Origin of the sequence: Paraeggerthella hongkongensis, assembly GCF_003726035.1 — a bacterium.
GTDB lineage: Bacteria > Actinomycetota > Coriobacteriia > Coriobacteriales > Eggerthellaceae > Paraeggerthella > Paraeggerthella hongkongensis.
In genome coordinates this window covers 25,416-48,202 of record NZ_QICD01000009.1, presented here as the reverse complement: position 1 = coordinate 48,202, position 22,787 = coordinate 25,416, and the positions used below count along the sequence as shown (strand labels likewise).

The 22,787-nt window shown below is 63.8% G+C and carries 21 protein-coding genes and 1 other RNA gene; 18 read left to right on the top strand and 4 right to left on the bottom strand.

Translation table 11 applies throughout. The features are described from left to right. Positions 1–8 precede the first annotated feature (8 nt). From DMP08_RS06220 to DMP08_RS06180, 9 genes are all read left to right on the top strand, one after another. Positions 9–824 carry a DUF2238 domain-containing protein gene (locus tag DMP08_RS06220; RefSeq protein ID WP_123192084.1) on the top strand — a complete coding sequence of 272 codons (816 nt, stop codon included), beginning with the start codon at positions 9–11 and terminating at the stop codon, positions 822–824. Positions 825–897: 73 nt separating this feature from the next. Then, the gene (locus DMP08_RS06215) at positions 898–1,413 is read left to right on the top strand and encodes a MarR family winged helix-turn-helix transcriptional regulator (RefSeq protein ID WP_244596834.1); all 516 of its coding nucleotides are present in this window, start codon (positions 898–900) and stop codon (positions 1,411–1,413) included. A gap of 117 nt (positions 1,414–1,530) precedes the next feature. Further along, positions 1,531–1,752: a phosphopantetheine-binding protein gene (locus DMP08_RS06210; protein ID WP_123192083.1), complete on the top strand. Its 222-nt coding sequence runs from the start codon at positions 1,531–1,533 to the stop codon at positions 1,750–1,752. A gap of 72 nt (positions 1,753–1,824) precedes the next feature. Continuing rightward, the gene (locus DMP08_RS06205; RefSeq protein WP_123192082.1) at positions 1,825–2,796 is read left to right on the top strand and encodes a nitronate monooxygenase; all 972 of its coding nucleotides are present in this window, start codon (positions 1,825–1,827) and stop codon (positions 2,794–2,796) included. Between the two features lie 10 nt (positions 2,797–2,806). Next, positions 2,807–3,820 carry an ACP S-malonyltransferase gene (locus tag DMP08_RS06200; protein ID WP_337959667.1) on the top strand — a complete coding sequence of 338 codons (1,014 nt, stop codon included), beginning with the start codon at positions 2,807–2,809 and terminating at the stop codon, positions 3,818–3,820. Then, the gene (gene fabG, locus DMP08_RS06195; protein ID WP_123192081.1) at positions 3,817–4,581 is read left to right on the top strand and encodes a 3-oxoacyl-[acyl-carrier-protein] reductase; all 765 of its coding nucleotides are present in this window, start codon (positions 3,817–3,819) and stop codon (positions 4,579–4,581) included. The genes DMP08_RS06200 and fabG overlap by 4 nt, the downstream gene beginning before the upstream one ends. After that, the gene (gene fabF, locus DMP08_RS06190) at positions 4,578–5,885 is read left to right on the top strand and encodes a beta-ketoacyl-ACP synthase II (protein WP_123192080.1); all 1,308 of its coding nucleotides are present in this window, start codon (positions 4,578–4,580) and stop codon (positions 5,883–5,885) included. Before fabG ends, fabF begins: the two co-directional genes overlap by 4 nt. A gap of 78 nt (positions 5,886–5,963) precedes the next feature. Continuing rightward, complete coding sequence (gene fabZ, locus DMP08_RS06185) at positions 5,964–6,413, top strand: 3-hydroxyacyl-ACP dehydratase FabZ (RefSeq protein WP_123192079.1); 450 nt, start codon at positions 5,964–5,966, stop codon at positions 6,411–6,413. Between the two features lie 48 nt (positions 6,414–6,461). Beyond that, a complete protein-coding gene (locus DMP08_RS06180) occupies positions 6,462–8,999 on the top strand; it encodes an acetyl-CoA carboxylase carboxyltransferase subunit alpha (protein WP_123192078.1) in 2,538 nt (845 codons plus the stop codon). A gap of 124 nt (positions 9,000–9,123) precedes the next feature. On the opposite strand, the gene DMP08_RS06175 is transcribed toward DMP08_RS06180, so the two are convergent. Further along, positions 9,124–12,405: a DEAD/DEAH box helicase gene (locus DMP08_RS06175; protein WP_123192077.1), complete on the bottom strand. Its 3,282-nt coding sequence runs from the start codon at positions 12,403–12,405 to the stop codon at positions 9,124–9,126. Between the two features lie 19 nt (positions 12,406–12,424). After that, positions 12,425–13,099 carry an NUDIX hydrolase gene (locus DMP08_RS06170; protein WP_123192076.1) on the bottom strand — a complete coding sequence of 225 codons (675 nt, stop codon included), beginning with the start codon at positions 13,097–13,099 and terminating at the stop codon, positions 12,425–12,427. Between the two features lie 101 nt (positions 13,100–13,200). Here DMP08_RS06170 and DMP08_RS06165 point away from each other — a divergent pair, with 101 nt between their 5' ends. Continuing rightward, positions 13,201–13,980, top strand: a complete 780-nt coding sequence (locus DMP08_RS06165; protein ID WP_123192075.1) for a plasmid pRiA4b ORF-3 family protein — start codon at positions 13,201–13,203, stop codon at positions 13,978–13,980. 70 nt (positions 13,981–14,050) lie between these two features. On the opposite strand, the gene ade is transcribed toward DMP08_RS06165, so the two are convergent. After that, positions 14,051–15,859, bottom strand: coding sequence for an adenine deaminase (gene ade, locus DMP08_RS06160; protein ID WP_123192074.1), 1,809 nt, complete (start codon positions 15,857–15,859; stop codon positions 14,051–14,053). 233 nt (positions 15,860–16,092) lie between these two features. On the opposite strand from ade, the gene DMP08_RS06155 reads away from it, so the two are divergent. From DMP08_RS06155 to ssrA, 8 genes are all read left to right on the top strand, one after another. Next, the gene (locus DMP08_RS06155) at positions 16,093–17,145 is read left to right on the top strand and encodes a GNAT family N-acetyltransferase (RefSeq protein WP_123192073.1); all 1,053 of its coding nucleotides are present in this window, start codon (positions 16,093–16,095) and stop codon (positions 17,143–17,145) included. A gap of 171 nt (positions 17,146–17,316) precedes the next feature. After that, positions 17,317–17,772: a NanQ anomerase/TabA/YiaL family protein gene (locus DMP08_RS06150; RefSeq protein ID WP_114567566.1), complete on the top strand. Its 456-nt coding sequence runs from the start codon at positions 17,317–17,319 to the stop codon at positions 17,770–17,772. Between the two features lie 7 nt (positions 17,773–17,779). Then, entirely contained in the window at positions 17,780–18,121 is a 342-nt protein-coding gene (locus tag DMP08_RS06145; protein ID WP_123192072.1) for a GIY-YIG nuclease family protein, read from the top strand. 120 nt (positions 18,122–18,241) lie between these two features. Beyond that, positions 18,242–18,523 carry a hypothetical protein gene (locus DMP08_RS06140; protein WP_114567564.1) on the top strand — a complete coding sequence of 94 codons (282 nt, stop codon included), beginning with the start codon at positions 18,242–18,244 and terminating at the stop codon, positions 18,521–18,523. Positions 18,524–18,560: 37 nt separating this feature from the next. Then, positions 18,561–19,712: a M42 family metallopeptidase gene (locus tag DMP08_RS06135; protein ID WP_123192071.1), complete on the top strand. Its 1,152-nt coding sequence runs from the start codon at positions 18,561–18,563 to the stop codon at positions 19,710–19,712. 15 nt (positions 19,713–19,727) lie between these two features. Next, positions 19,728–20,192: an SsrA-binding protein SmpB gene (gene smpB, locus DMP08_RS06130; RefSeq protein WP_123192070.1), complete on the top strand. Its 465-nt coding sequence runs from the start codon at positions 19,728–19,730 to the stop codon at positions 20,190–20,192. Positions 20,193–20,242: 50 nt separating this feature from the next. After that, entirely contained in the window at positions 20,243–20,908 is a 666-nt protein-coding gene (locus DMP08_RS06125; RefSeq protein WP_123192069.1) for a hypothetical protein, read from the top strand. A 200-nt stretch (positions 20,909–21,108) separates the two neighbouring features. After that, positions 21,109–21,477: a transfer-messenger RNA gene (gene ssrA, locus DMP08_RS06120) on the top strand. A 197-nt stretch (positions 21,478–21,674) separates the two neighbouring features. Here the strand turns inward: ssrA and DMP08_RS06115 are convergent. Continuing rightward, entirely contained in the window at positions 21,675–22,772 is a 1,098-nt protein-coding gene (locus DMP08_RS06115) for a tyrosine-type recombinase/integrase (protein ID WP_123192068.1), read from the bottom strand. Between the last annotated feature and the right edge of the window lie 15 nt (positions 22,773–22,787).

The following is a 22,787-nucleotide window of genomic DNA, read 5'->3' as shown; positions in this document are numbered from 1 at the left end:
CCAGGGCTATGGGGCGCATAAGGGAGACGGCGCAGGCTATGGCGCGCCAGATGCACAGCAACAAGAAAACGTTCGCCGTGTACGTGGTGCTGCGCTTGGTCGTGGTCGCGTGCGCGGCCTCTGCGCTCGTCTTCGGCAATTACGAGGCGTTCTTTCTCTGTCTTCTCACGTTGGTGCTGTTCTTGGTGCCCGCGTTCGTTGAAGTGAACTTCAGCATCACCATCCCCGAAACGCTCGAAGTGATCATCGTGCTGTTCATTTTCGCTGCCGAGATCTTGGGCGAGCTTCTGCATTTCTACACCATATTCCCGTTTTGGGATACGCTTCTTCATACGTTCAACGGGTTTCTAGCTGCTGCGATCGGGCTTGCCCTCGTGTCCATCCTCAATCGATCGGACCGCATCGCCTTCTCGCTCTCGCCGTTTTTCTGCGTGGTGGTGGCGTTTTGCTTCTCGATGACCATCGGCGTGCTTTGGGAGTTCTTCGAGTTCGGCATGGATCGGGTGTTCGGCCTGGACATGCAAAAGGACACGGTAGTAACCAGCATCGCGAGCGCGCTCTTGGATCCCACGGGATCGCAGCACCCTGTGCGCATAGACGGGATAGAAGAGGTTGTCGTGAACGGTCAGGAGCTTGGAGTAGGGGGCTACCTTGATATCGGGCTGCTGGATACGATGGAGGATCTGTTCGTGAACCTGATCGGCGCGATCGTGTTCTCGGTTATCGGGTACCGCTACCTCAAAAACAAGGGTTCGGGATCCATCGTCAAAAGGCTTGTTCCGTGGCCGAGTTCGTCCAGCGGTCGCCGAGGCTCCGATTGCTGATCGGGTATTTTCTTTGATGATCAAAGCGAATACGGTATGATGCGGGCATCGACGGCGCGGGAAGGGGACGGCTATGGAAACGGCACATGGATCGAGCGACCTTGATCGATCTTTTTCGAGCAGGCCTCGGGCAGGGGTCGACGACGCCGTGCGCGCGCGTCGACAAGAGATCGACGACCTGCTGTCGGGCACGTTCAACTCCATCCTGCGCATCGAAGAGCGATCTTTGGACAACCGCTTGACGCAGGGACTCACCATTACCGAAGTGCATACCATCGTGGCCGTGGGCCTTCACGAGCACAGCCCGATGAACGTGGTTGCCGCGCGCCTAGGCGTGACGCTGGCAACGCTGACCACGGCCGTTAACAAGCTGGTCAAGAAGGGTTTCGTCGAGCGCGAGCGCGCGGAGGACGACCGGCGCAAAGTACTGGTCTCGCTTACGAAAAAGGGCCGTCAGGTGCTGCGCGCCCACAACCTGTTCCATCATCAGATGATCGACGAGGCGCTAGCCGATCTGAGCGAGGAAGAGGAGCGCGTGTTCGCCGTTGCTCTCGCGAAAGTCAAGGCGTTCTTCGACGCGCAGGAGTAGCGCGCAGAAATCGTGGAGGGGCCGACAAGGCACTTGCAATCGAGGCGAAGTCTCCCTATCATCGTCTATGCCTAAATACTTTGATTATCAAACTAATTTGGAAGCGGAAGGATCAACATGGCTACGATCGACATCGTGAAAGACGTACTTGTGGAAAACCTCGACCTGGATGCCGACGGCATCGTCGAAGACGCCACGCTCGATTCGCTGGGCATCGACTCGCTTGACATGGTCGAGCTCATTTGCGATCTCGAGGAAAAGTGCGACGTCGAGTTCGGCGAGCCGGAGGGCATCGAAACGGTGGGCCAGCTGGTCGCTCATATTGATTCCTTGAAGTAGAGGGGCTGAAGACGCGGGCCTTCGGGGCCCGCTTTTGGCATGACGAGCTAGTTCGAGAAAGAGGATCGGAGCATGAGAACGCGGGTAGCGGACACGTTGGGCATCGAGGTGCCCATCATCCAAGGAGCGATGGCTCGCATCGCCGACGCGAATCTGGCCGCAGCGGTCAGCGAAGCGGGGGGCTTGGGCATCATCGCATGCGGCGGCGCGCCGCTGTCGTGGATCGAGGAGCAGGTAGGCGTCGCCCGCTCGAAAACCAACAAGCCTATCGGCGCGAACGTCATGCTCATGGATCCGAACGCTGCGGAGGTTGCCAGGCTTTTGACGGAGCTTGAAGTGGACGTTATCACCACGGGTGCGGGCAGCCCGGCGAACTACATGGATCTGTGGAAGGGCGCCGGCATCAAGGTGGTCCCCGTGATCGCTTCAAGCGCGCTCGCCGTGCGCATGGAGCGTCTGGGCGCCGATGCCGTGGTGGCCGAGGGCACCGAGGCGGGCGGCCATATCGGAGAGCTTGCCACGATGGCTCTCGTCCCGGCGGTATGCGACGCCGTTTCGATCCCCGTGATCGCGGCGGGAGGCATCGCCGACGGACGCGGGCTTGTTGCCGCATTCGCCCTTGGGGCCGAAGGGGTGCAGGTGGGCACGCGCTTCTTGACCGTGGACGAGTGCTGCATCGCCGATGCCTACAAGGACAAGGTCATCGCCGCGAAAGATTCCGACACCATAGTCACCGGCCGCGGAAGCGGACACCCCGTTCGCTGCCTGAAGAACAGGTTCGCGCGCACGGTGCGCAAGCTGGAAGGCGACGCGGCTGCTCATGGCGACGAGCTGGAAGCGATGTACGTGGGCTCGCTCAGGCGCGCCGTCGAGGGCGACGTGGACAACGGGACCATGATGGCGGGGCAGTCGGCTGCGCTCGTGAGCGAGCGCAAGACGGCGGCGGACGTGGTGGCTTCGATGATCGCCGAGGCGCAGGCTCTCGGCGGACTCGACCTTGAGGCGCTGGCGCAATTGAACGCTCGGCGCGCACGCGTTCGGTAAGGGGTGCGTCGTGGCTGACACGCAATTCGCGGAAGGACCGCGCACCGGCGCGCTTTCGGTTCCGCGCATGCTTCCCAGGCATCCCGTGTTCATGCTCTCGGGCCAGGGTTCGCAAAAGCCCGGCATGGGGGAGAGCCTTCTCGATCTTCCCGAAGTGGCCGAGGTGTTCTCCTGCGCGTCCGACGTGCTGGGCTACAGCGTAGCCGATCTGGTTTCGAATGCAAGCGCCGATCAGCTCAACGACACGCGCTACGCCCAGCCGGCGCTGTGCGCGCTGTCGATCGGCGCGGCGCGTGCGCTCGAAGCCCGCGGCGTGGAGCCTATCGCCGTGCTGGGCTTCTCGCTGGGCCAGGTGAGCGCGCTCGCCGTGTCGGGCATGCTGTCGGACGAGGCGACCTTTGCGTTCGTGCGCGAGCGGTCCCGCCTCATGGCTGAGGCGGCTGCCACGCAACCGGGCGCCATGAGCGCTTTGCTCAAGGCCGACGAGGAAAGCGTGCGCGCGCTGTGCGCGGAATGCGCGCAGGGCGGCGTTCTGGTTCCGGCGAACTACAACTGCCCTGGCCAGATCGTTGTTTCCGGAACGCCGGAGGCGATCGAGCGCATCGAGGCCGCATGGGCCGACCAAGGCGGGCGCTTCTCGCGGTTGGCTACGTCCGGGGGGTTCCACAGCCCTTTGATGGCCGACGCCGCGGTCGAGCTCGCGCGGTACCTGGACGGCGTGGAGTTTGCCGAGCCTTGCGTGCCGCTCATCTGCAATCTGTCCGCCGCGCCCCTGGATGCGGCGAGCGCGCGGACGCGCCTGGTCGAGCACTTGACCGGTCCCGTTCGCTTTCAGCAAAGCATCGAGGCGCTTGCAGCTGCCGGTGCGGACACGTTCGTCGAGGCGGGTTACGGCGGCGTGCTGGCGAACCTGGTGAAGCGCATCGATCGGGGCTTCACGCGTTGCTGTGTGCAGGATCGAACGAGCCTTGAAGCGTGCGTGGCAACGTGCTGCGCCTCCGATTCCGAAGAGGAGACACTGTGACCAACCAACCCGAAACCCTGCGCCGAAGCGCGGTCGTTACCGGATCGAGCCGTGGAATCGGCCGTGCGGTGGCCGAAGAGCTGGCGCGCTCCGGCTTCGACGTGTGCGTGAACTGCTCGAGCGAACGCGGGCTTGCCGCAGCTCAGGAGCTGGCCGATGGTTTGGCCAGCGAGTACGGCGTGCGCGCCGTTGCGGTGGCGGCGAACGTCGCCGATGCCGACCAGGCGCATGGATTGATCGAGGCCGCCCATGAGGCGTTCGGGCGCGTGGACGTGCTGGTGAACAATGCGGGCATCACGCGCGACGGATTGCTGGTGCGCATGAAGGAAGAGGACTTCGACGCGGTCATCGACGTGAACCTCAAGGGTACGTTCAACTGCTGCAAAGCGGCGGCCCAGCGCATGATGAAGCAGCGCTACGGTCGCATCGTGAACCTGTCGAGCGTGGTGGGCGTAGCTGGAAACGCGGGTCAGGCGAATTACGCGGCTTCCAAGGCGGGGGTTATCGGCCTGACGAAATCGCTCGCGCGCGAGCTGGCCGCCCGCAACGTCACGGCGAACGCGGTTGCCCCGGGCTTCATATCCACGGACATGACCGACGAGTTGTCGGACAAGCAGCGCGACGCGGTTTTGGCGCGCATCGCGTCGGGGCGTTTCGGCGAGCCGAAGGACGTTGCCGCGCTCGTTCGATTTCTAGCGAGCGAGGAGGCCGGTTACGTGACCGGGCAAGTTATCTGCATCGATGGAGGTATGTCGCTATGAGCAAGAACGCGAATTCGGGTGCCCAGGATATTGCCACGCGCCGTCCCGACGGCACGCATCGCGTGGTCATCACCGGCATGGGCGCGGTGTCTCCTGCCGGAGTCGGCGTAGAGGCGCTTTGGAACGCGGTCATGGACCGCGCTTGCTGCATCGGCCCGATCGCGCGTTTCGACGCGACCGACCATGACGTGAGCATCGCTGCCGAGGTACGCGATTTCGATGCGACCGAGCACGGCCTTTCCAAGAAGGAGGCGCGCCGTTTCGAGCGGTTCGTACAGTACGCCATCGTCGCCTCCGACGAGGCCATGGCTCAGGCGGGGCTCGATATGGAAGCGGAGGACGCCACGCGCATCGCGTGCGTGTTCGGAACGGGCATCGGCGGCATCGACGAGCTGCAAAGCGGGTTCTCCGCATTGGCTGAGAAGGGTCCCAAGCGCGTGAGCCCGCTGTTCATCCCCACGATGATCGGCAACATCGCTGCTGGCAACCTGTCCATTCGCTACGGTTTGCAGGGCGAGTGCCTGAACGTGGTGACTGCTTGCGCAACGGGAGCCCATTGCATCGGCACGGCCGTGCGCGACATCAGGCACGGCTACATCGACGCGGCGCTTGCCGGAGGATCGGAAGAGTCCGTGTCGCCTATCTGCCTGGCTGGATTCGCGAACCTGGGCGCGCTTTCGAAGTCATCCGATCCTTGCGAGGCGTCGCTGCCCTTCGATGTGCGCCGTGCGGGCTTCGTGGCGGGCGAGGGCGCGGGCGCGGTGGTTCTGGAGTCGCTCGAGCACGCCCTTGGGCGCGGGGCGACCGTGCTGGCCGAGGTCGTCGGCTTCGGCTCGACGGGCGACGCCTACCACATGACCGCTCCCGAGCCGAGCGGCGACGGCGTGGCGCGCGCGATGCTGCAGGCGCTTTCGGAAGGGGGCTTCACGCCTGCCGATCTAGGGCATTTGAACGCTCACGGGACGGGCACGCCCGCAAACGACGCGACCGAGTCCAAGGCGCTTGCCGCCGTATGCGGCGAAGAGCTCGCTTGCACGGTGCCGGTCACTTCCGTGAAGGGCACGACGGGTCATACGCTGGGGGCTGCGGGTGCGATCGAAGCTATCGTGTGCGCTCTGTCCGTGGCCAACGACTGCGTTCCTCCCACGGCCGGGTTCGCCGAAGCCGATCCTGCGTGCCCGGTGAACGTGGTGGTGGAGGCGAAGACGAACTACCCCCAGAAGGTGGCGCTTTCGAACTCGCTGGGCTTCGGCGGCCACAACGCCTCGCTTGCTATCTCGCCGTACCGGACCCCGCTGGCCTGACGGCCATCGGAGCGCGGCGCGCCAAGGCGCCTCGCGCGGGCGCATGGCGTGCAAAGCGCGCCGTTGAAAGGAGAACCTATGGATATCGAGTATCCCTGCGGCAAGGACGTCGTCGAGGCGGTGCTGCCGCACCGCGACCCGTTTTGCTGGGTGAGCCGAGTGACCTCCTGCAAGCCGGGCGTCGAAGTGACGGCCGAGCTTGACGTCGATCCCGGCTTGGCGCTGTTCGAGGGCCACTTCCCGGGACACCCGGTGCTCCCGGGCGTCATCATCATGGAGGCGCTTGCCCAAGCTGCCTCGTTCTGCGTGCTCGTAGAACGAGGGGCCGAGGGGTCGATCGGGTTTTTGACCGGTATCGACAACGCGAAGTTTCGCCGTCAGGTGGAGCCGGGCGACACGCTCGTCTTGAAGGGCCGTATCGTGAAATCCTCGTCTCGCTTGTGCGTGGCGGAGGTGGAGGCGAGCGTCGACGGCCAGGTGTGCGCGACGGCGACGCAGAAGTACGTGCTGGCAAAGGCCGAGGCGTAGCGCGCGGCGGCGCCTGTGCGATGGTCGGGGAATTCGGAAGGTCGTTCGATGAAGCAGCGTAAGCAGAACTACATCACCATCGCAACGGACGGAGCGGTCCTGCCGCACGACGTTGCGGCTGCGGTTCGAGCCGTGGAGGGCTCGGCCGACGTCGTGTACCGTCTCAGCCGCATGGCGGCCGAGGCGGCGGGGGTTTCCCCGGATGCTCCGAACGCGCTCGACGCGGTGGATGCGTCCGTTTTTTCCGAGGCCGGCGGCGCGGGCCGATGCGCTTCGGGTGTTGACGTCGCAACCGATCGACCTGCTCCCGTGGCTCTTGTCATGGCCCGCGCGAAGACGGCGCGCCGTTTGTTTCCCGCGGTGGTCGAGGCCGGGTTCGCGGCGTGCGCGGCGTATACGCAGGACCGTCGTTACGATCCGCATGTGAAGGCTGCTGCGCTGAGCGTTTGCCTGGGCGAAAAGTACACGGACGCCCTGTTCGGCAATGCGTACGCCGTGCTGCAGGCCGCTTCGGAGTGCCAAGCGTCCTGCATCTTGCTCTGCGACGAAGCCGTTGCCCTTTCGGAGGTCGACAGCTTCCTGGCGCGCGCTGCAGCGCGCGGCGTACGCGTGTTCAAACCGCTCAGCGTTGAGTCCCCTCTGCTCGGCTGGGTGCTCTGCTCCACGGAAAAGACGGCAACCGGCGCGGAAGCCTGGCGGGCCTGCCACGCGTGCGGTCTCAAGTTCGATGCGGCCAGCGTGGCTGCAGGGCACTACGTCTGTCCGTCGTGCGGCACGTACCTGCGCATGTCGTCGGCCGAGCGCATCGACGACCTGCTCGACGCGGGCAGCTTCGTCGAATGGAACCGGTCGGTGCCCGAGACCGATCCGTTGGGCTTTCCCGGTTACGAAGACAAGCTGGCCGCCCAGCGCGACAAGACCGGCTTGGACGAGGCCGTGTGCACAGGCGAGGGCCGCATCGCCGGCTTGCGCGTTGCCATCGGCATCATGGAGTCGCAGTTCTTCATGGGATCCATGGGATCGGTTGTGGGCGAGAAGGTGGCGCGGCTCGTGGAGCGCGCAACCGACGAGCGCCTGCCCGTGGTGGTGTTCACCGCGTCGGGCGGCGCGCGCATGCAGGAGGGTCTGGTGTCGCTCATGCAGATGGCGAAGGTGTCGTTCGCGCTCGATCGCCATGCCGAGGCCAAGCTCCCGTACATATCGGTTCTCACCGATCCTACGACGGGCGGCGTGACCGCGTCGTTCGCCATGCAAGGCGACGTCATTTTGGCGGAGCCGCGGGCGCTCATCGGGTTCGCCGGCCAGCGCGTGATCAAAGACACCATCAAGCAAGAGCTCCCTGAAGGCTTCCAAACCGCTGAATTCGCGCTCGAGCACGGTTTGATCGACGCCATCGTCGAACGCGGGGATCTGCGCAGCACGCTCGCGCACGTGCTGGCCATTCATCTGGCAACCTCTCCTGCGGGCGCGGGGAAGAGCGGGCACGAACCGGGGGATCGGGAGATATTCGTCAGCTACGAAGCCGTGCGCGACAACCTGGCGAACGGCACGCATACGTACAATACCGTGACGTACGGGGATCTCACTCCGGAAGGCGCGTCGTTGACCGAGGCGACTTGGGCGCCGGCTCGGTTGAGGGATCGCGTCGCGGGCCTTATGGGCGGTTTCGCGCGCAGCGATGCGGCGTCGCGCAGGCGTCTGGAGCGCGCCCTCAAACGAGGTGGATTCGACGTGGACGGTCGGCTTCCCCTCGAAGGCGGCGCGCCGTCATCGGCTCGGGGCGAGGCTGCGTCCTCGACGCGTTCGAACCGCGCATGGGAAAGCGTGCAGCTGGCGCGCAACGTGCATCGTCCTACGGCGCTGTCGTACATCGAGTCGTTCGTCGACGGTTTCATCGAGCTGCACGGCGATCGCGCGTTCGGCGACGACGCCGCCATCGTGTGCGGGCTGGGCTGGATCGACGGGCACGCCGTCACCGTGGTCGCGCAGGAAAAGGGCCGCGACCTGAAGGAGCGCATCAAGCGAAACTTCGGCTGCCCGCAGCCGGAAGGCTATCGAAAATCGCTGCGCGTCATGCGCCAGGCCGAGAAGTTCGGGCGTCCGATCGTGTGCCTGGTGGACACGCAGGGCGCGTTCTGCGGCACTGAAGCGGAGGAGCGCGGGCAGGGCAACGCGATTGCGGACAACCTCATAGCGCTGGCGGGCATGCGCGTGCCGGTGGTGAGCGTGCTTTTGGGCGAAGGCGGTTCGGGCGGCGCTCTTGCTCTGGCCGTTGCGGATCGTGTGGCTATGCAGGAGCATGCCGTGTATTCGGTTCTCTCGCCGGAAGGGTTTGCTTCCATCCTTTGGAAGGACCGCACGCGCGCCCCCGAAGCGGCGGCCGTCATGAAGATGAGCGCGCACGAGGCCTGCCAGATGGGCATCGTCGACGCTGTTCTTCCTGAAGGTGCCGGTCCTGCTCACGAAAACCCCGAAGCAGCTGCTCAAGGCGTTCGGGCTTACGTGGTTAAAACGCTTGAAGAGCTCGGCGGGCGCCCTCTGGACGATTTGCTGAAGCAGCGCTACGAGCGTTTCATGAAGTTCTAGGCACAGGGATGAGACGAAGGGACGGGGTCAATGACTCATTTTCTGGCCTGCGGCCGAAAATGAGTCATTGACCCCGTCCCTTCGTCTCACTAGGACAAGCAAGATGGCCGGCCCCGCCTTCGTTTTATCCTTGCAGCAGATCGATAAGGTCGTCGCGGGTCAGGTTCGCAAGTGAAACGCCGCTTGCTCCAACGACTTGGCTTGCCAGCTCGCTTTTCGCTTGCTGTAAACGCACGATGCGCTCTTCGATGGTGTCTTTGGCGATCACGCGCTGCACGCTCACCACGCGCGTTTGGCCGATGCGATGGGCGCGGTCGGTTGCCTGGTCTTGCGCGGCGGCGTTCCACCAGGGGTCGGCATGCACCACAACCGATGCACCGGTCAGGTTGAGGCCCGTCCCTCCGGCCTTGAGAGACACTAAGAACACCGGCGTCTCGTCCCCGTTGAATGAATTGACCAAGGCAAGGCGTTTCTGCTTGGGCGTGGCTCCCGTGATGGTGTAGTAGGCAACGCCCGCTGCGTTCAGACGTCGTGCGATGCGCTCCAAAAAGCTGGTGAACTGCGAGAACACGAGCGTCTTTTCTCCGGCGTCCATGGCGGAATCGACCAATTCCATGATAGCGTCGAGCTTTGCCGCCTGGCCGCCGTAGTTTTCGTAGAGCAGGTGCGGATCGCAGCAGAGCTGCCTCAGCTTCGTAAGCTCGGCAAGAACCTCCACCTTTCGCTTCCCGAAATCATCGTTCTTCCTGTTGTTGCGCTGCTCGGTCAAATCTTCGCGCAGGCGCTGCTCGTGCGCGGCGTACAAACGCTGCTGCTCGCCTTCCAGATGCGCGTAGACGATGGACTCGAGCTTGTCGGGCAAGTCGGCAAGGACGTCGGTCTTCAAGCGGCGCAGCATGAAGGGTCCCACCACGGCTTGCAGTCGTCGGGCTACGGCTTCGTCCCCGCCTACGACGGGCGCTTCGAATCGTTCGCGGAAGCGAGCGTACGGGCCAAGCAGGCCGGGCATCAGGAAGTCGAAGATGCTCCAAAGCTCACTCAGACGATTCTCCATGGGAGTGCCGGTCAGGGCAAAACGGTGCGCGGCGTCGATGCGCTTGACGGCGCGCGTCGTGAGGGTGGCGGGGTTCTTGATGTACTGAGCTTCGTCGAGCGCGCAGCAGAAAAACGAACGCCCCGCGTAATCCGCTACATCGATGCGCAGCAAATCGTACGAGGTGACCAGGACGTCGATCGGCTGATCGGCGGGCGCGTGCCCATCGCTTCGCGCGCCCTGCCCGTCGAACGCGGCATTGCGGATGCGCGCTCGTTCGCGCTTCGATCCCGTCACGGCCTGCGCGCGAAGCTCGGGCGCGAAGCGCTCTATTTCGGCAAGCCAGTTGTACACGAGCGAAGCGGGGCAGACGATCAGGCTCGGACCGGTTTCGCAGGTCTGGTCGCGTCGGGCCAGCAGGAGCGAGATCAGCTGAACGGATTTGCCCAAGCCCATCTCGTCGGCCAAGATGCCTCCGAACCCGGCGTCGCAGCGCGCCGAAAGCCAGCGGAAGCCCTCCGCTTGATAGGGCCTCAGCGTGTCGGCAAGGCTGTCCGGCACGTGGTACGATCGCTCGTCCACGTGGCGAAAGCTCTCCACGTAGCGGGTGAACGACCGATCCCGTTCAAGATTGTCTTCTTCGTTCAGGTAAAACGCGCGGTAAGCGGGCAGTTGGGCGTGGCCGGACGTCAGCTGCTTCGCGGTCAGGCCCAGGTCGGCCGCAAGCTGGTCGAGCTGGGACAGGTCGAAGTCCCGAAGATCCAGAAACGCGCCGTTGCGAAGGCGGTGGAAGCGCTTGCGTTTGCGGTAGCTGGCCAGCAGCGCGCTCAACTCGCGCGCGGGCAGGTCTTCGGAGGACACGGTCAGGTCGATCAGGTTGCCCGTCAACGACACGCCCAACGTTACCTGCGGTTTCCCGTCGCGGGTGAGCCGGTCGAACGCGGGCGTGGTGAACACGGCGCCCAGCTCGCGGAATTCGGCAATGCCTCCGAATACGAGGGCTGCCACAGCTTCGTCGTCGTCGATGTCGATGGAGGCGTCGAACGGGTTGAAATAGCGCTTGATCAGGTCGACCGCTTTCGCCTCCATGCGCTCGTTGCGCAGGGGCCCCGCTGTTTCCTCTGCGGTTTCATCGTTGGTGAACCCGCAGATCAGGTAGCGCTTCTCGCCGTAGGCGGCCCAGGCGTCGCAGGTCACGCCCCGATCGTCCTTGTCGAAGAAGAACTCCAGCTGGCAGGGTACGGGCCGGTACGCTTCCACTTCGCGCGGCGCGCGCACGTGCAGGTGCCGCTCGATGGCGGGCAGCGCGGCGGCGCAGAACAGCGGCATGTCCGCCTCGGCTATGTACAGCTTGCTCTCGTCGCTGTCGTAGACGTTGCGCAGGAAGTCGGCGCATTGCGCGAATTCCGGCGAGCAGCGGTAGAAGACGTCGTCTTGCCAGACGTACATGCGGCTTCCCTGCGCGGCGAGCACGATATCGTCCCCGCGCAAAATAAGGTAGCCTCCTTGGTCGGCGGCGCGCAGGTTGATGTCGATGCTCGGATCGGCTTCGATGATGCGGGCGCGCGTGATCGAGCGCGTTCCGTAGTCCGTTCCCTGCACGACGAACGGCCGGTCGTGCAGGAGGTCGAGCAGCTCGATCACCTCGATGTCGGAAAGCTGGAGATCGCGCCCCACCTCGTCGCGCCCGCGGTAGCGCCAGAACGCCGCTCCGTTAGCGCGCTCTCGCAGCGAGACCGCGCGGTCCAGAAACTGCGCGATGTCGCGTGCGTGCTCGGTGAGCAGGGCAGGGGCGTGCGTGAAGGCGAGCTTCTTGCCGTACGAGAACCGCTCGCCCGTGCGCATGCGGTCCACGAACTCCGAGATGCTCTTCATGACGTAGGATCCCTGCGGGCCCGCTATCTTGAAGTGAGCCGACCAGTCGCGGTAGCCGTAGGCCACGGTCGTTTCGATGTCGATGGTGCCTTGCAGGTCGTTGTCGCTGGTCAGCTGTTCGGTGCGCTTCATGAACTCCGCGATGCAGTTCGACGTGGCCGCGGTTTTCTTGGCGTGGTACCCCATGAATTTCTGGGGTGCCTCGTTGTAGGCCAGCAGCAGCGCCGCGCAGTGCTTGCACATGCCGTCGTACTCGCGGTAGGCGGGGCAGGTGCAAGCGTAGTCGAGGATGGCATCGTCCTTCTCGTTGATCGCCACGGAGGTGCGGTATCGGTCGTCCCATCCGCTGCTGCTTGCCACGAACGCGCTCAAGGTGGTCTCGTTGCCGTCGTAGCGCACCTGCTTCGTCAGGATGTTGCGATCCGATTCCGCAATCGAGCGCGCCCGCGCAAGCGTGCGGGATGCGCATTGGCTGCCGAGTTCGTGCTCTGAGATCATGGACGCGCTCCTTTCGCGATCAAACGTCCATTGTATATCGCAGGAACGTTTGTTTGCTCGCGGAATGCGCGTATTCGGGGCCTTCTCCATGCGAAGCCGATAGATGCGCGCTGCGCAGCGCATCGGGATCGACGAGGGCCAGCTTGTCGACGAGCTTGCGGTAGATGCGGTCGCGGATCCATGGCTCGGTGGAGGCCTCGCACGCTTCGGCAAGGTCGAACCAGCGCACGTCCGCGTTCTCGTCGGGCTTGCTGTGCAGCGGGTCGCGGGGAGATGCGACGGCCAGGTAGGTGACGTTGAGGTGCAGGTGCGAGCCGACGTACGCGCCGCGCTTCTCGTGCCCGTTCACGGTGAGAACTTCCAGCGAGAAGATGCCGCCCGGCCCGCAGGGCACCAAGCGCGCCCGCGCGATGCCCGTCTCCTCTTCCAATTCGCGCAGGGCGACGCGCGCCAGCTCGCGCTCGCCGTCGGCGTGTCCGCCGATCCACGACCAGGAATCGTAGATGCGGTGGTAGACCATGAGGGTTTTGGTCGCGCAGGGGTCGACCGTCCAGATCGAGCACGTCACGTGCGCGGGCGACGTGCGGTCGAACGCATGCGGGTCGACCTCCAGTCGCTGAAGGATGGTTGTTCGGTCTGCGGCCTCCTGCTGGTTGAAGGGCCGGTACGCGCGTATGTCGTCGATGAGCGTCACGAGAACATTGTACGGCGAGCCGGACGCGGGTGCCAGACGATTCCACGGTGCTTTCTGCTACACTTCCCCTTGTTGAACGACAATCAAGAAGGAGGCCCTCCATGGCGGCCAAAATAATCGAGTTTCCAGGCGACGGCGGTTCTTCGCCGGCATACGAACCCGTCCTTTACCAGATCAAAGCAACCATTCTCGAATCGGAGCCTCCTATTTGGCGCAGGATCCTGGTTCCCGTTGAAGTTGACCTGGGCCTGCTCCACGAGGCTCTTGTGAAATCGTTCGACTGGGCTGGCTACCATCTGTACCAGTTCGAGAAAGACGGCGTTTCCTACGATGCTCCGCAGCTCTACGACGACGTGGCGACGATGCCCGCTGGAAACGGCACGCATTACAATGCGGAGAAGAAGGGCGTGGGCGAGGTGCTGCGCCTGGGAGACAAGATCCTGTACACCTACGACCTGGGGGACAACTGGGAGCTGGAGCTGGAGGTCGAGGACGAGATCCCCTCGGCCGACGTCTTGGTTCCCTTCTTCCCGATATGCATAGACGGCGAGCGTCGCGCTCCGCTGGAGGACAGCGGCGGCATGGGCGGGTACGAGAACCTGTGCCGCATCTTGGCGGATCCTTCCGATCCCGAGCATGAGGAGATGCTCGATTGGGCAGGCTACGAGAGCGCCGCGGATTTCGACCCCGAGTTCTTCGACGTCTTCGGCCTGAACGAGTCGTTCGCCTTCGACATGATCGATGAAATGGAGTCCGACCTCATTCCCGATGATCCTGATGAGCTCAAGGAGATGTGCAAGAGCCTCATGGTCGAGAAGATGCTCATGATGATGAGCATTTCGATGAGCATGAGCTTCGAGGAAGACGACGCGGTTCGCTAGTCGAGCCCTTCGCTTCCCAAAAAAAGAAAGCCCGGTCGCTTCGGTGCGCCGGGCTTTCTTGCAGGCGGGTTTACTGTGCGGCCAGCAGGCTTGCGAACTGGAACGTCGTGCAATCGACCAGCCCGCGGTTCGTCAAGCGCAGCTCGGGCAGGCATGCCAGTGGAATGAGCGCCATCGTCATGAACGGCGAGGGCATCGTGCACCCGATTTCGGCCCAGGCCCCCTCCAATCCGTGCACCTTCGCGCTCAGTTCCTCGGCGGGCAGCGCGTCCATGAGTCCGGCGATGGGAAGCTCCACCAAGCCCAGGATCTGGCCGTCGGCTACAACCACCATGCCGCCTCCGCATGCTGCCAGCGTGTTCGCCGCCAAAGCCATGTCCTCGTCGTTCGTGCCGACCACCAGCAGGTTGTGCGCGTCATGCGCTACCGTGGACGCCATGGCTCCGCGCTTGATGCCGAAGCCCTTCACGAAGCCGTATCCGAACGTGCCGGTTTCGTGGTGCCGCTCGAATACGAACGTCTTGAGCACGTCGAGTCCGGTGTCGGACTCCAGAAGCCCCTCGATCACCGGCAGGTCCACGTGCGTTTCGAACGTTCCCACCTTTCCCGGTATGACTTCGATGGTGCGGATGTGCGCGGCCGTGTTCGACGCGCCTTCGGGCACCGGTACGGCGAACGTTTCGGGCGTGATGTCCATTCCCAGACGCATGGAGTGCGTTACCCATTCGGGGAACGTGAACGGCTCTAAGTCGAACGTCGGCTCGCCGTTTTCAGCCACAACGTCGCCGTCGATCAAAACGCGCGTGACGCGCAGTTCTTCCAGGTTGTTCAGGAACACGATGTCGGCGCACTTTCCCGGCGCGATGGAGCCCAGGTCGTGGTCCATCTGGAAGCACTGGGCGCAGTTGATGGTGACCATCTGGATGGCGGTGACGGGGTCGATGCCCAGCTCGACCGCCGTGCGCACGATGTGGTCCAGGTGGCCGTCGGCGACCAGCGTGTGGGGATGCGTGTCGTCGCTTACCAGGACGGCGTAACGCGTATCGATGTCGTGCGCGGTCACGGCTTCGGCCAAGACGGGCAGGTCCTTCCAGGCGGATCCGTAGCGCATCATCGCGTACATGCCGAAGCGCATCTTCGCCAGCGCGTCTTCGGCGCGCGTCGATTCGTGGCAGCAGCGCACGCCCGAGGCAATGTAGGCGTTCAGTCCGCGGTCGGTTTCGGGCATGGAGTAATGGCCGGTCACGATCTTGCCGGCCTCCAGCGTGGCGCCCACTTCGCCGTGCGCGTGGTCGGTTCCGCCCAGGATGCCGGGGAAGTTCATCATCTCGCCCAGGCCGACGACGCTCGGCCAGCTCATGGTCTCGGCGACGTCTTCGGGTCCTACGAACGAGCCGGTGTCCTCGAATCCGGGAACCGCGGGCACGCACGACGGGGTGGTGATCATGGTTTTGAGCGGCGTGCGGTGGGCGTCCTCGTCCATCACCTTCACGCCGTCCAGCCCCAGCACGTTGCAGATCTCGTGCGGGTCCATGTAGATGCCCGTGGTGCCGTGGGGCACGACGGCGCGCGCGTATTCGCCCACGCCCATCATCGACGATTCCACGTGGATGTGCCCGTCTAGGAACCCGGGGGCGATGTACTGCCCCTGCGCGTCGATGACCTGCGTGCTTTCGCCGATGCAGTGCTCGGCGCGCCCCAGGTAGGCGATGCGTCCCTGTGCGATGGCCACGTCGATGCCTTCCTGGATCTCCGCGGTGCAGACGTTCACCAGCTTGGCGTTTCGGATCACGACGTCGGCCGGCTTCTGCCCTTGGGCAACGGCGGCGAGCATCTTCGAGCATTCCCAGAGCGGTTTCTTGCAGAAGTTGTTGATCATACCGAAACTCCTTCGAAGGGACGGCGCCATGCGGCGCGCGGACTGGCACGGCTATTATCTGCCTTGCTGGCCGGATCGTCGAGGGTGCTTCCCGCGTCTTCAATCGGAAAGCGCAAGCGTGCCGGGCTTCGCCGAGTTCCGTGCGCGCGGCTGGTGCCGTTCGCGCGCGGCCCGATGATACAATGCGGAAGACATCAAAGCGGTGAAAGAATCGGCGGAACGGACGGTGCTTCATGAAGATAGCGGTGAGCGCGTGTTTGCTGGGAACCCCGTGCCGCTACGATGGCGCGTCCAAGCCCTGCGCCGAGGCGCTGGCGTTGCGAAGCGCCCATCAGGTGGTGCCGATATGCCCGGAGGTGGCCGGGGGCATGCGCGTGCCCCATCCGGCGTACGAGATCGTAGCCGCCGAGCGCGCGCTGCGCGTCGTCGACCGCAGCGGAGGGGACGGGACCGAAGCGTTTGCCGCGGGCGCGGCCAGCACGCTCGATCGCGTGCGCAGCGAGGGTTGCCAGCTGGCCATTCTGAAAGCCAAGAGCCCTTCGTGCGGCAACGGGCGCATCTACGACGGCACCTTTTCGGGCACGCTCGTTCCCGGATACGGCGTTGCTGCGCGCAAGTTGCGGGCCGAGGGCATTCGCGTGCTCGACGAGAACCAGTTGCAGTCGTGCCTTGTTGCAAGCGCGGCGCGCGATGCGCGGGCCCTGCCCGCCGTGCTCGCGGCCTCTTCGGCGGAATGCCCGGCGCTTGCAACCGAGCGGCTCGTCCTGCGCCCGCTTGTCGAGGCGGACGTCGACGACGTGTTCGCGTACTGCAGCGATCCCGCTATCGGGCCGGATGCCGGGTGGGCGCCGCATCGCACGCACGAGGACGCGCGCTTCTTCGTGGAGGAGATTGCCTCGGCGCCGCACGTGTTCGGTATATTCGAGCGTTTCGAGGACGGTGCATGCGGGCCGTGCATCGGTTCGATCGGCCTTATCCGCGACTCCCAGCGCCGCAACGTCGACTGCCTCATGCTGGGCTATGCGCTCGCAAAGCGCGCGTGGGGGCGGGGCTATATGACGGAAGCCGCGCGCGAGATGATTCGTTACGGCTTCGAGGAGCTGGGCCTGCTGCTCATCTCGTGCACCTGCTACCCGTTCAACGATCGCTCCCGGCGGGTTATCGAGAAGTGCGGGTTCCAGCGCGAAGGCGTTCTGCACGCAGCGGAGCCCTCCCATGACGGGACGCTTCAGGATCTGTTGCTGTACTGCTTGACTAGAGGGGATTGGCTCGCTGCAAGGGCGTGAGGCCGGGCCGCCTGCTGCGCGTGGCTCGGGGGCTCGCGCGTGCGGCGCCGCAGGGTTTGCGGGCCGGGCGCCGTCGACGGCAGCAAGGTGTATACTGCTGCACGAACAATACCGAACGAAGCGGCGCGCCCACAGCATGGCGTTGCCGCGAGCCACTATGAAAGGACATCCATGCTCGTTACCCCGCTCGCGCATGCTGCGCAGAACGACTATCTGGCCGAACGCTTCCGGAAAGCCTATGAGTTCCTCTCGCGCGATGATTTGGCCGCGTTGCCGCTCGGACGCGTCGATATCGACGGCGACGACGTGTTCGCGAACGTGCAGGAGTACGAGACCGTTCCCGCGCCAGACAAGCGCATGGAAGCCCACCGCCGCTACTACGACGTGCAGTTTGTGGTTTCGGGTGAGGAGCTGATTCAGTACGCGCCGCTCGAAGGCATGATCGAGATCGGCTCGTTCGACGAAGATTCCGACTTCGGCGTGTACGGCACGCCTCCGGGGTGCAGCAGCATCGTGCTGCGTGCGGGCCAGATCGCCGTGTTCGCTCCCGAAGACGGGCATAAGCCCGGGTGCTCGTTCGGTGCGGCGAAGCATGTGCGCAAGATCGTCGTGAAGGTGCGAGTCTAGCGTCGCCGTGCAGGCCGATTCGGCGGACACCGCCCACTACCTGTACGTGATCGAGTGCGCGGACGGCACGTGGTATACGGGCTATACGGTCGACGTGGCCGAGCGCGTTCGCACGCACAATGCTGGCAAGGGGGCGAAGTACACGCGCTCCCGTCTGCCGGTGCGCCTTGTCGCACAGGCCGCGTTCGCAACGAGGCGCGAGGCCATGAGCGCGGAGTACCGCTTCAAGCGCCTATCTCGACTTCAGAAGGAGCGCCTGGTTCGACGTGCTTTTCGAGAGCCGTTCGACCAGGTGCTTCGTACCGCGTTGCCCGGCGCCTCCCATGAAGGGGAGGCCGACGGCTCCTGATTTCGGATCGTCCGGTGTCAAGGGCGTGACGGTTCTTCGAAGTCCCGCCCTTGACACCGCGAGCGGTGCGGCTCGTGGTAAGATTGCTGACAAGCACCAAGCATTGCAAGAAGGACGGATATGCAAACCTACATCGCCCATTACTCTTCCCCCGTCGCTTCCGACGCTCGAGCGAAGGGCTTGTTCGAATTCGAGAGCGAGTCCCGTGCAGGAACCAAGGGCAACCAGCGCGATGCGCGCCTGAAGATGCTCGAACTGTACGGAAAAGACGCCGTGTCGTGGAGCATCGTGAAGGTCGAGCGCAAGAAGGCGACCACGGTGGCCTGCGACGAGCAGTTGGAGCTCGATTTCCGAGCACCGAAGCCCGAGCGCAAACGCGCGAAGAAGAAGGAATGGTGGTAGCCGCGCGCAAAAGCGGCATCGTCTCATAAGGAGCATCATGAAGAAAAACCAGGTGAAATACCTCAAGCAGCTTTTGGAAACGCCGTCGCCTACCGGAAGCGAGATCGCGGTGGCGAAGATCGTGCGCGAGCGCCTTGCCGATACGGCGGACGAGATCCAGACCGACGTCATGGGCTCGGTCCATGCGCGCCTGTTCGGGCGCGGGCTAGGTCCGTCGCTCATGCTTGCCGCTCACATGGACGAGATCGGCCTCATGGTTACCTACGTTTCCGACGACGGCTTTCTGTCGGTGTCGGCCGTCGGCGGCGTCGATGCGGCCATCTTGCCCGGCTTGCGCGTGGACGTGCACGCCTCCAACTCGATCGAGCCTCTGCGCGGCGTGGTGGGCCGCAAGCCCATCCATCTGATCAAGGCCGACGAGCGCAAGAACGTGACGCCGATCGATCAGCTGGTCATCGACCTGGGCATGCCGGCTAAGCGCGTGAAGAAGCTCGTGCGCGTAGGCGACGTCATCACGTTCGGCGTGGGCTTCGAGCGCTTCGGCAGCAACATGGCCGTGTCGCGCGCGTTCGACGACAAGGCGGGCGTGTGGGTGATCACGCGCGTGCTCGAGAAGCTGGCCAAGGCGGGCCGTGCGCAAGGCGACTTCATCGCGGCCGCCACGGTCCAGGAGGAGATCGGCGTGCGCGGGGCGACCACGTCCGCATACGGCGAGAACCCGGATGTGGCCATCGCCTTCGACGTGACTCACGCGACCGATTATCCCGGCATCGAAAAGACCAAGTACGGCAAGATCGTATGCGGCGAAGGCCCCGTCATCGCGCGCGGTCCCAACATCAACCCCGAGGTGTTCGAGCGTCTGGTGGCTGCGGCGAAGGCCGAGGGCATTCCGTACCAGGTCGAAGCCGAGCCTGCGGTGACCGGTACCGACGCGCGCGCCATCCAGGTGACGCGCGGCGGCATCCCCACGGGCCTCGTGTCCGTGCCGTTGCGCTACATGCACACGCCTACCGAGGTGGTGTGCCTGTCCGACTTGGATGCCACGGTGCGCTTGCTGGTCCGCTTCGCTTTGGATCTGGACGAGGACGCAAGCTTCGTGCCGGGTTTGGGCGGCTACGCGAGCGATCTGCAGGACCAGGCGGGTTCCGACGTTGCGGCCGACGCGCTTTGCGAAGCCGCTGCGGAGTAGGGGAGTAGCACGCCCATGAAACGCGAAGCGCAGACCATAGCCAAGAACCGCAAGGCGTTCCACGAGTACGAGATCCTCGAAACGCTGGAGGCCGGCATCGAGCTGACGGGCACCGAAGTGCGCTCGCTGCGCGAGAACCACTGTCAGCTGACGGATTGCTTCGCGCTCGTCCGCAACGGGGAGGCGTGGCTGCACAACGTGCACATTCCTCCCTACACGCACGGCAACATCGCGAACGTGGATCCGGACCGCAAGCGCAAGCTGCTGCTCCATAAGAAGGAGATCCGCCAGCTGCAAGAGCAGGTGAAGGAAAAGGGCATGGCCATCGTGCCTCTTAAGATGTACTTCAAGGAGAATTCGCTCGTGAAGGTGGAGCTGGCGGTCGCGCGCGGCAAGAAGCTCTACGACAAACGAGCCAGCATGGCTGCTCGCGATTCTCGCCGCGAGGTGGAGCGGGCGCTGAAGGAGCGCAACCGTTAGATGCCGAGCCGCGCCTCGCGCCGGTCGACGAAGTGGAAAAGGAGGCCATCATGGGCTTGGACGAACAGCTGGAGAGCATGGAAGCCGGTGCCGAAACGGAGGCCGAGCTGATCGATCAGCAAACCGAGATCGAAGACGTCGAGGAATTCCAGAGCGACGAGGAATTCGATCCGCGCGACGACGAAGCGAACCTCGAGGAGGCCTACGAGGACTTCTTCGCCGAAGAGGGCCCCGACGGCGAAGGGGAGACCAGCCCTGATGGCGACGACGGCGGCCTAGCGGCGGTCGTCGAGCAGAAGACGGGAGTCGATCTGTCCGAGGAGGGCTTTCATATCGTGGGCGACGATGACGAGGAGTTCATCGACGAGCCTTCCGATGAAGACGACGGGTACGAATTGGTGGAGCTGGAGCTCGACGAGGACGATATCGTCCGTTATATCGAAGACGACGAGGGCAATCGCATAGGCTTCGTCCTCATGGAGGACGGCGAGGAGGCCGAATACCTGTACGTCGAAGACGATGAGGACGAGGACGGGGAAGCGCCCGCAGACGATGACGACGAGTACGATCTGGGCATTACGAAAGAAGGCGTTGCTCAGGCGACCGACGACGTGAACGCCATCTACAAGGACGGCATCGCTGTTGCGGCTGAGTTGAAGGGTGCGTTCGACGATATCAAAAGCGCATTGGACTTCAGCTCGCTTTTGAAGAAATAGAGGCCCTTCGCCTGTTTCGCCGCCACCGAGCTTTCAGGAAGAATACTTCGAGGCTCCTCGCTTGACAAACCGGGATCACCGGATAGAATGGACGTTCGCGACGCGATCAGGCACATGGTGCGGCCGCGTGGACTTTGACAAGGTGGGGCTCATCGACCCTGGACGTTTCGCCGAACAGGCGGGCGGCCTTGCATATGCAAGGGGGCGACTGGTTTCGACATGGTACGTTTGAAATGAGGAGCAGGTCGTGGTCTCCTCGCCACGTTAAACAGGGGTACCGTCAATTTAATTGGCAAGAACAACACTCAGAGCGCTCCGGCGCTCGCCATGGCTGCTTAATCGCGCCTGGCTGTCGGCCTTGGGATTTCCCCGACTCTCGGTCCGGCATCAACTAAGGGGAATGCGCTTGAGCACGTAGCCGGTATGGCTCAAGCAAAGATCGAACCGGCTAGGTCGGGCTACGTTTGTCGATGGACCGTGCCCGTCCGAATCCCGACCATCGACTAAGCTTGTAGAGCCTCATGGATTATGTAGTATGGACCGGAGTTCGATTCTCCGCGCCTCCACCAACTTCACAATTGCCGCTTGTTCTGGATAATACCAGTTCAAGCGGCATTTTTTTTACGTTTAACCTGTTCGGAAAACAAGAACAAACATTCGCTTTTGGGGTTATTTGGGGATAAGATTTTACATAAATCGTTATATTTTTTACTGCTTTAACCCCAAATTAGCCCCAGAAACGAGCGCCGACAACGGGGCGGGACGGTTAGAAGATCATGTCCATCCCACGCCTGAGATCATCGACGCTGGGCCTGACGTACCGCTTGTACGTCGTGTTTATGTCGGAGTGGCCGAGGATGCGCGAAAGGTCCTCGATGTTCCCACCGGCATGCAGGAACGACGTGGCGAAGCTGTGGCGCATGTTCTCTATGGTGACGTGCGGGACGACACGCCCGTTGTCCGAGCACCATCGCAGGAAGCGGTTCCATCGCTTGTTCGCCGTGGACGGGCTGATCCGCCCCCCGTCCGCTCCGAGCACGAACGGCCCCGTCGAACCTTCCGGCGCGAGCCTCGCCATGCGCTCGACCATCGTCGGCGGTATCGGCACCTGCCGCGTCGACAACTCCGTCTTCGTCGATTTCAGCTGCCTTCCGCCTTCGAGCGGGGATGCGGTAACGTACGCCTGCCTGACGGACACCGTCCTGCGCCGATTGTCCACGTCCTCGCAATCCAGACCGTACCGCTCCTCCGGCCTAAGCCCCATGTGAAGCCCCGTCATGGCGATGCGCTCCACGCAGTCGTCGCCGTAATCGTCTATCGCGGCTATCAGGGGACGCATGCCGGCGAACGTGGTGACGACAACGCCGTTGTCGCGCTTGCGCCCCTTCGGCGGCATCTTGTAGCGCGCTTGGGCGGGGTTCGACTGTATGATGCCGTCGCCCTTCGCCTCGTTCAGGATGGTCTTCAGCACTCCGACGCATTTCTTTGCCACGGCTTCGGTCGCGCATCCGTCGACGACTCTCTGGATTGCGAGCCTGTCTATGTCTCGGATGTCCGTCTCGCCGAGTGCGGGGAGCAGGCGCTTCTCGATCTCCCTGCGGTACGTGTCGCGGCTCGTAGGGGCGAGCGCGGATGTGGAGGGCCAGTACCATCTGTCGACGTACTGCGAGAACGTGCAGCGGCCCGAGCGGTTTCTCCGCGCATCGCGCATGGCGATCATGCGCGCCTGCTCGACCTTCGCCTCCTTGAGGCTTCGGCACGTGATCTTCTCGCGGTCGCGGGTGCCGTCGAGCTTGAATCCGACGTACTCCTGCACGACGTAGACGGTCGATCCGTCTTTGAGCGTGCGCGATGTTATAGACATGGTACAATTCACCTG

What these genes read in the sequence shown, in the direction of transcription:
- DMP08_RS06220 (WP_123192084.1), top strand. Translation starts at nt 9, where the DNA reads ATGGGGCGCATAAGGGAGACGGCGCAGGCTATGGCGCGCCAGATGCAC.
- DMP08_RS06215 (WP_244596834.1), top strand. Translation starts at nt 898, where the DNA reads ATGGAAACGGCACATGGATCGAGCGACCTTGATCGATCTTTTTCGAGC.
- DMP08_RS06210 (WP_123192083.1), top strand. Translation starts at nt 1,531, where the DNA reads ATGGCTACGATCGACATCGTGAAAGACGTACTTGTGGAAAACCTCGAC.
- DMP08_RS06205 (WP_123192082.1), top strand. Translation starts at nt 1,825, where the DNA reads ATGAGAACGCGGGTAGCGGACACGTTGGGCATCGAGGTGCCCATCATC.
- fabF (WP_123192080.1), top strand. Translation starts at nt 4,578, where the DNA reads ATGAGCAAGAACGCGAATTCGGGTGCCCAGGATATTGCCACGCGCCGT.
- fabZ (WP_123192079.1), top strand. Translation starts at nt 5,964, where the DNA reads ATGGATATCGAGTATCCCTGCGGCAAGGACGTCGTCGAGGCGGTGCTG.
- DMP08_RS06180 (WP_123192078.1), top strand. Translation starts at nt 6,462, where the DNA reads ATGAAGCAGCGTAAGCAGAACTACATCACCATCGCAACGGACGGAGCG.
- DMP08_RS06175 (WP_123192077.1), bottom strand. Translation starts at nt 12,405, where the DNA reads ATGATCTCAGAGCACGAACTCGGCAGCCAATGCGCATCCCGCACGCTT.
- DMP08_RS06165 (WP_123192075.1), top strand. Translation starts at nt 13,201, where the DNA reads ATGGCGGCCAAAATAATCGAGTTTCCAGGCGACGGCGGTTCTTCGCCG.
- ade (WP_123192074.1), bottom strand. Translation starts at nt 15,859, where the DNA reads ATGATCAACAACTTCTGCAAGAAACCGCTCTGGGAATGCTCGAAGATG.
- DMP08_RS06155 (WP_123192073.1), top strand. Translation starts at nt 16,093, where the DNA reads ATGAAGATAGCGGTGAGCGCGTGTTTGCTGGGAACCCCGTGCCGCTAC.
- DMP08_RS06150 (WP_114567566.1), top strand. Translation starts at nt 17,317, where the DNA reads ATGCTCGTTACCCCGCTCGCGCATGCTGCGCAGAACGACTATCTGGCC.
- DMP08_RS06140 (WP_114567564.1), top strand. Translation starts at nt 18,242, where the DNA reads ATGCAAACCTACATCGCCCATTACTCTTCCCCCGTCGCTTCCGACGCT.
- DMP08_RS06135 (WP_123192071.1), top strand. Translation starts at nt 18,561, where the DNA reads ATGAAGAAAAACCAGGTGAAATACCTCAAGCAGCTTTTGGAAACGCCG.
- smpB (WP_123192070.1), top strand. Translation starts at nt 19,728, where the DNA reads ATGAAACGCGAAGCGCAGACCATAGCCAAGAACCGCAAGGCGTTCCAC.
- DMP08_RS06125 (WP_123192069.1), top strand. Translation starts at nt 20,243, where the DNA reads ATGGGCTTGGACGAACAGCTGGAGAGCATGGAAGCCGGTGCCGAAACG.
- DMP08_RS06115 (WP_123192068.1), bottom strand. Translation starts at nt 22,772, where the DNA reads ATGTCTATAACATCGCGCACGCTCAAAGACGGATCGACCGTCTACGTC.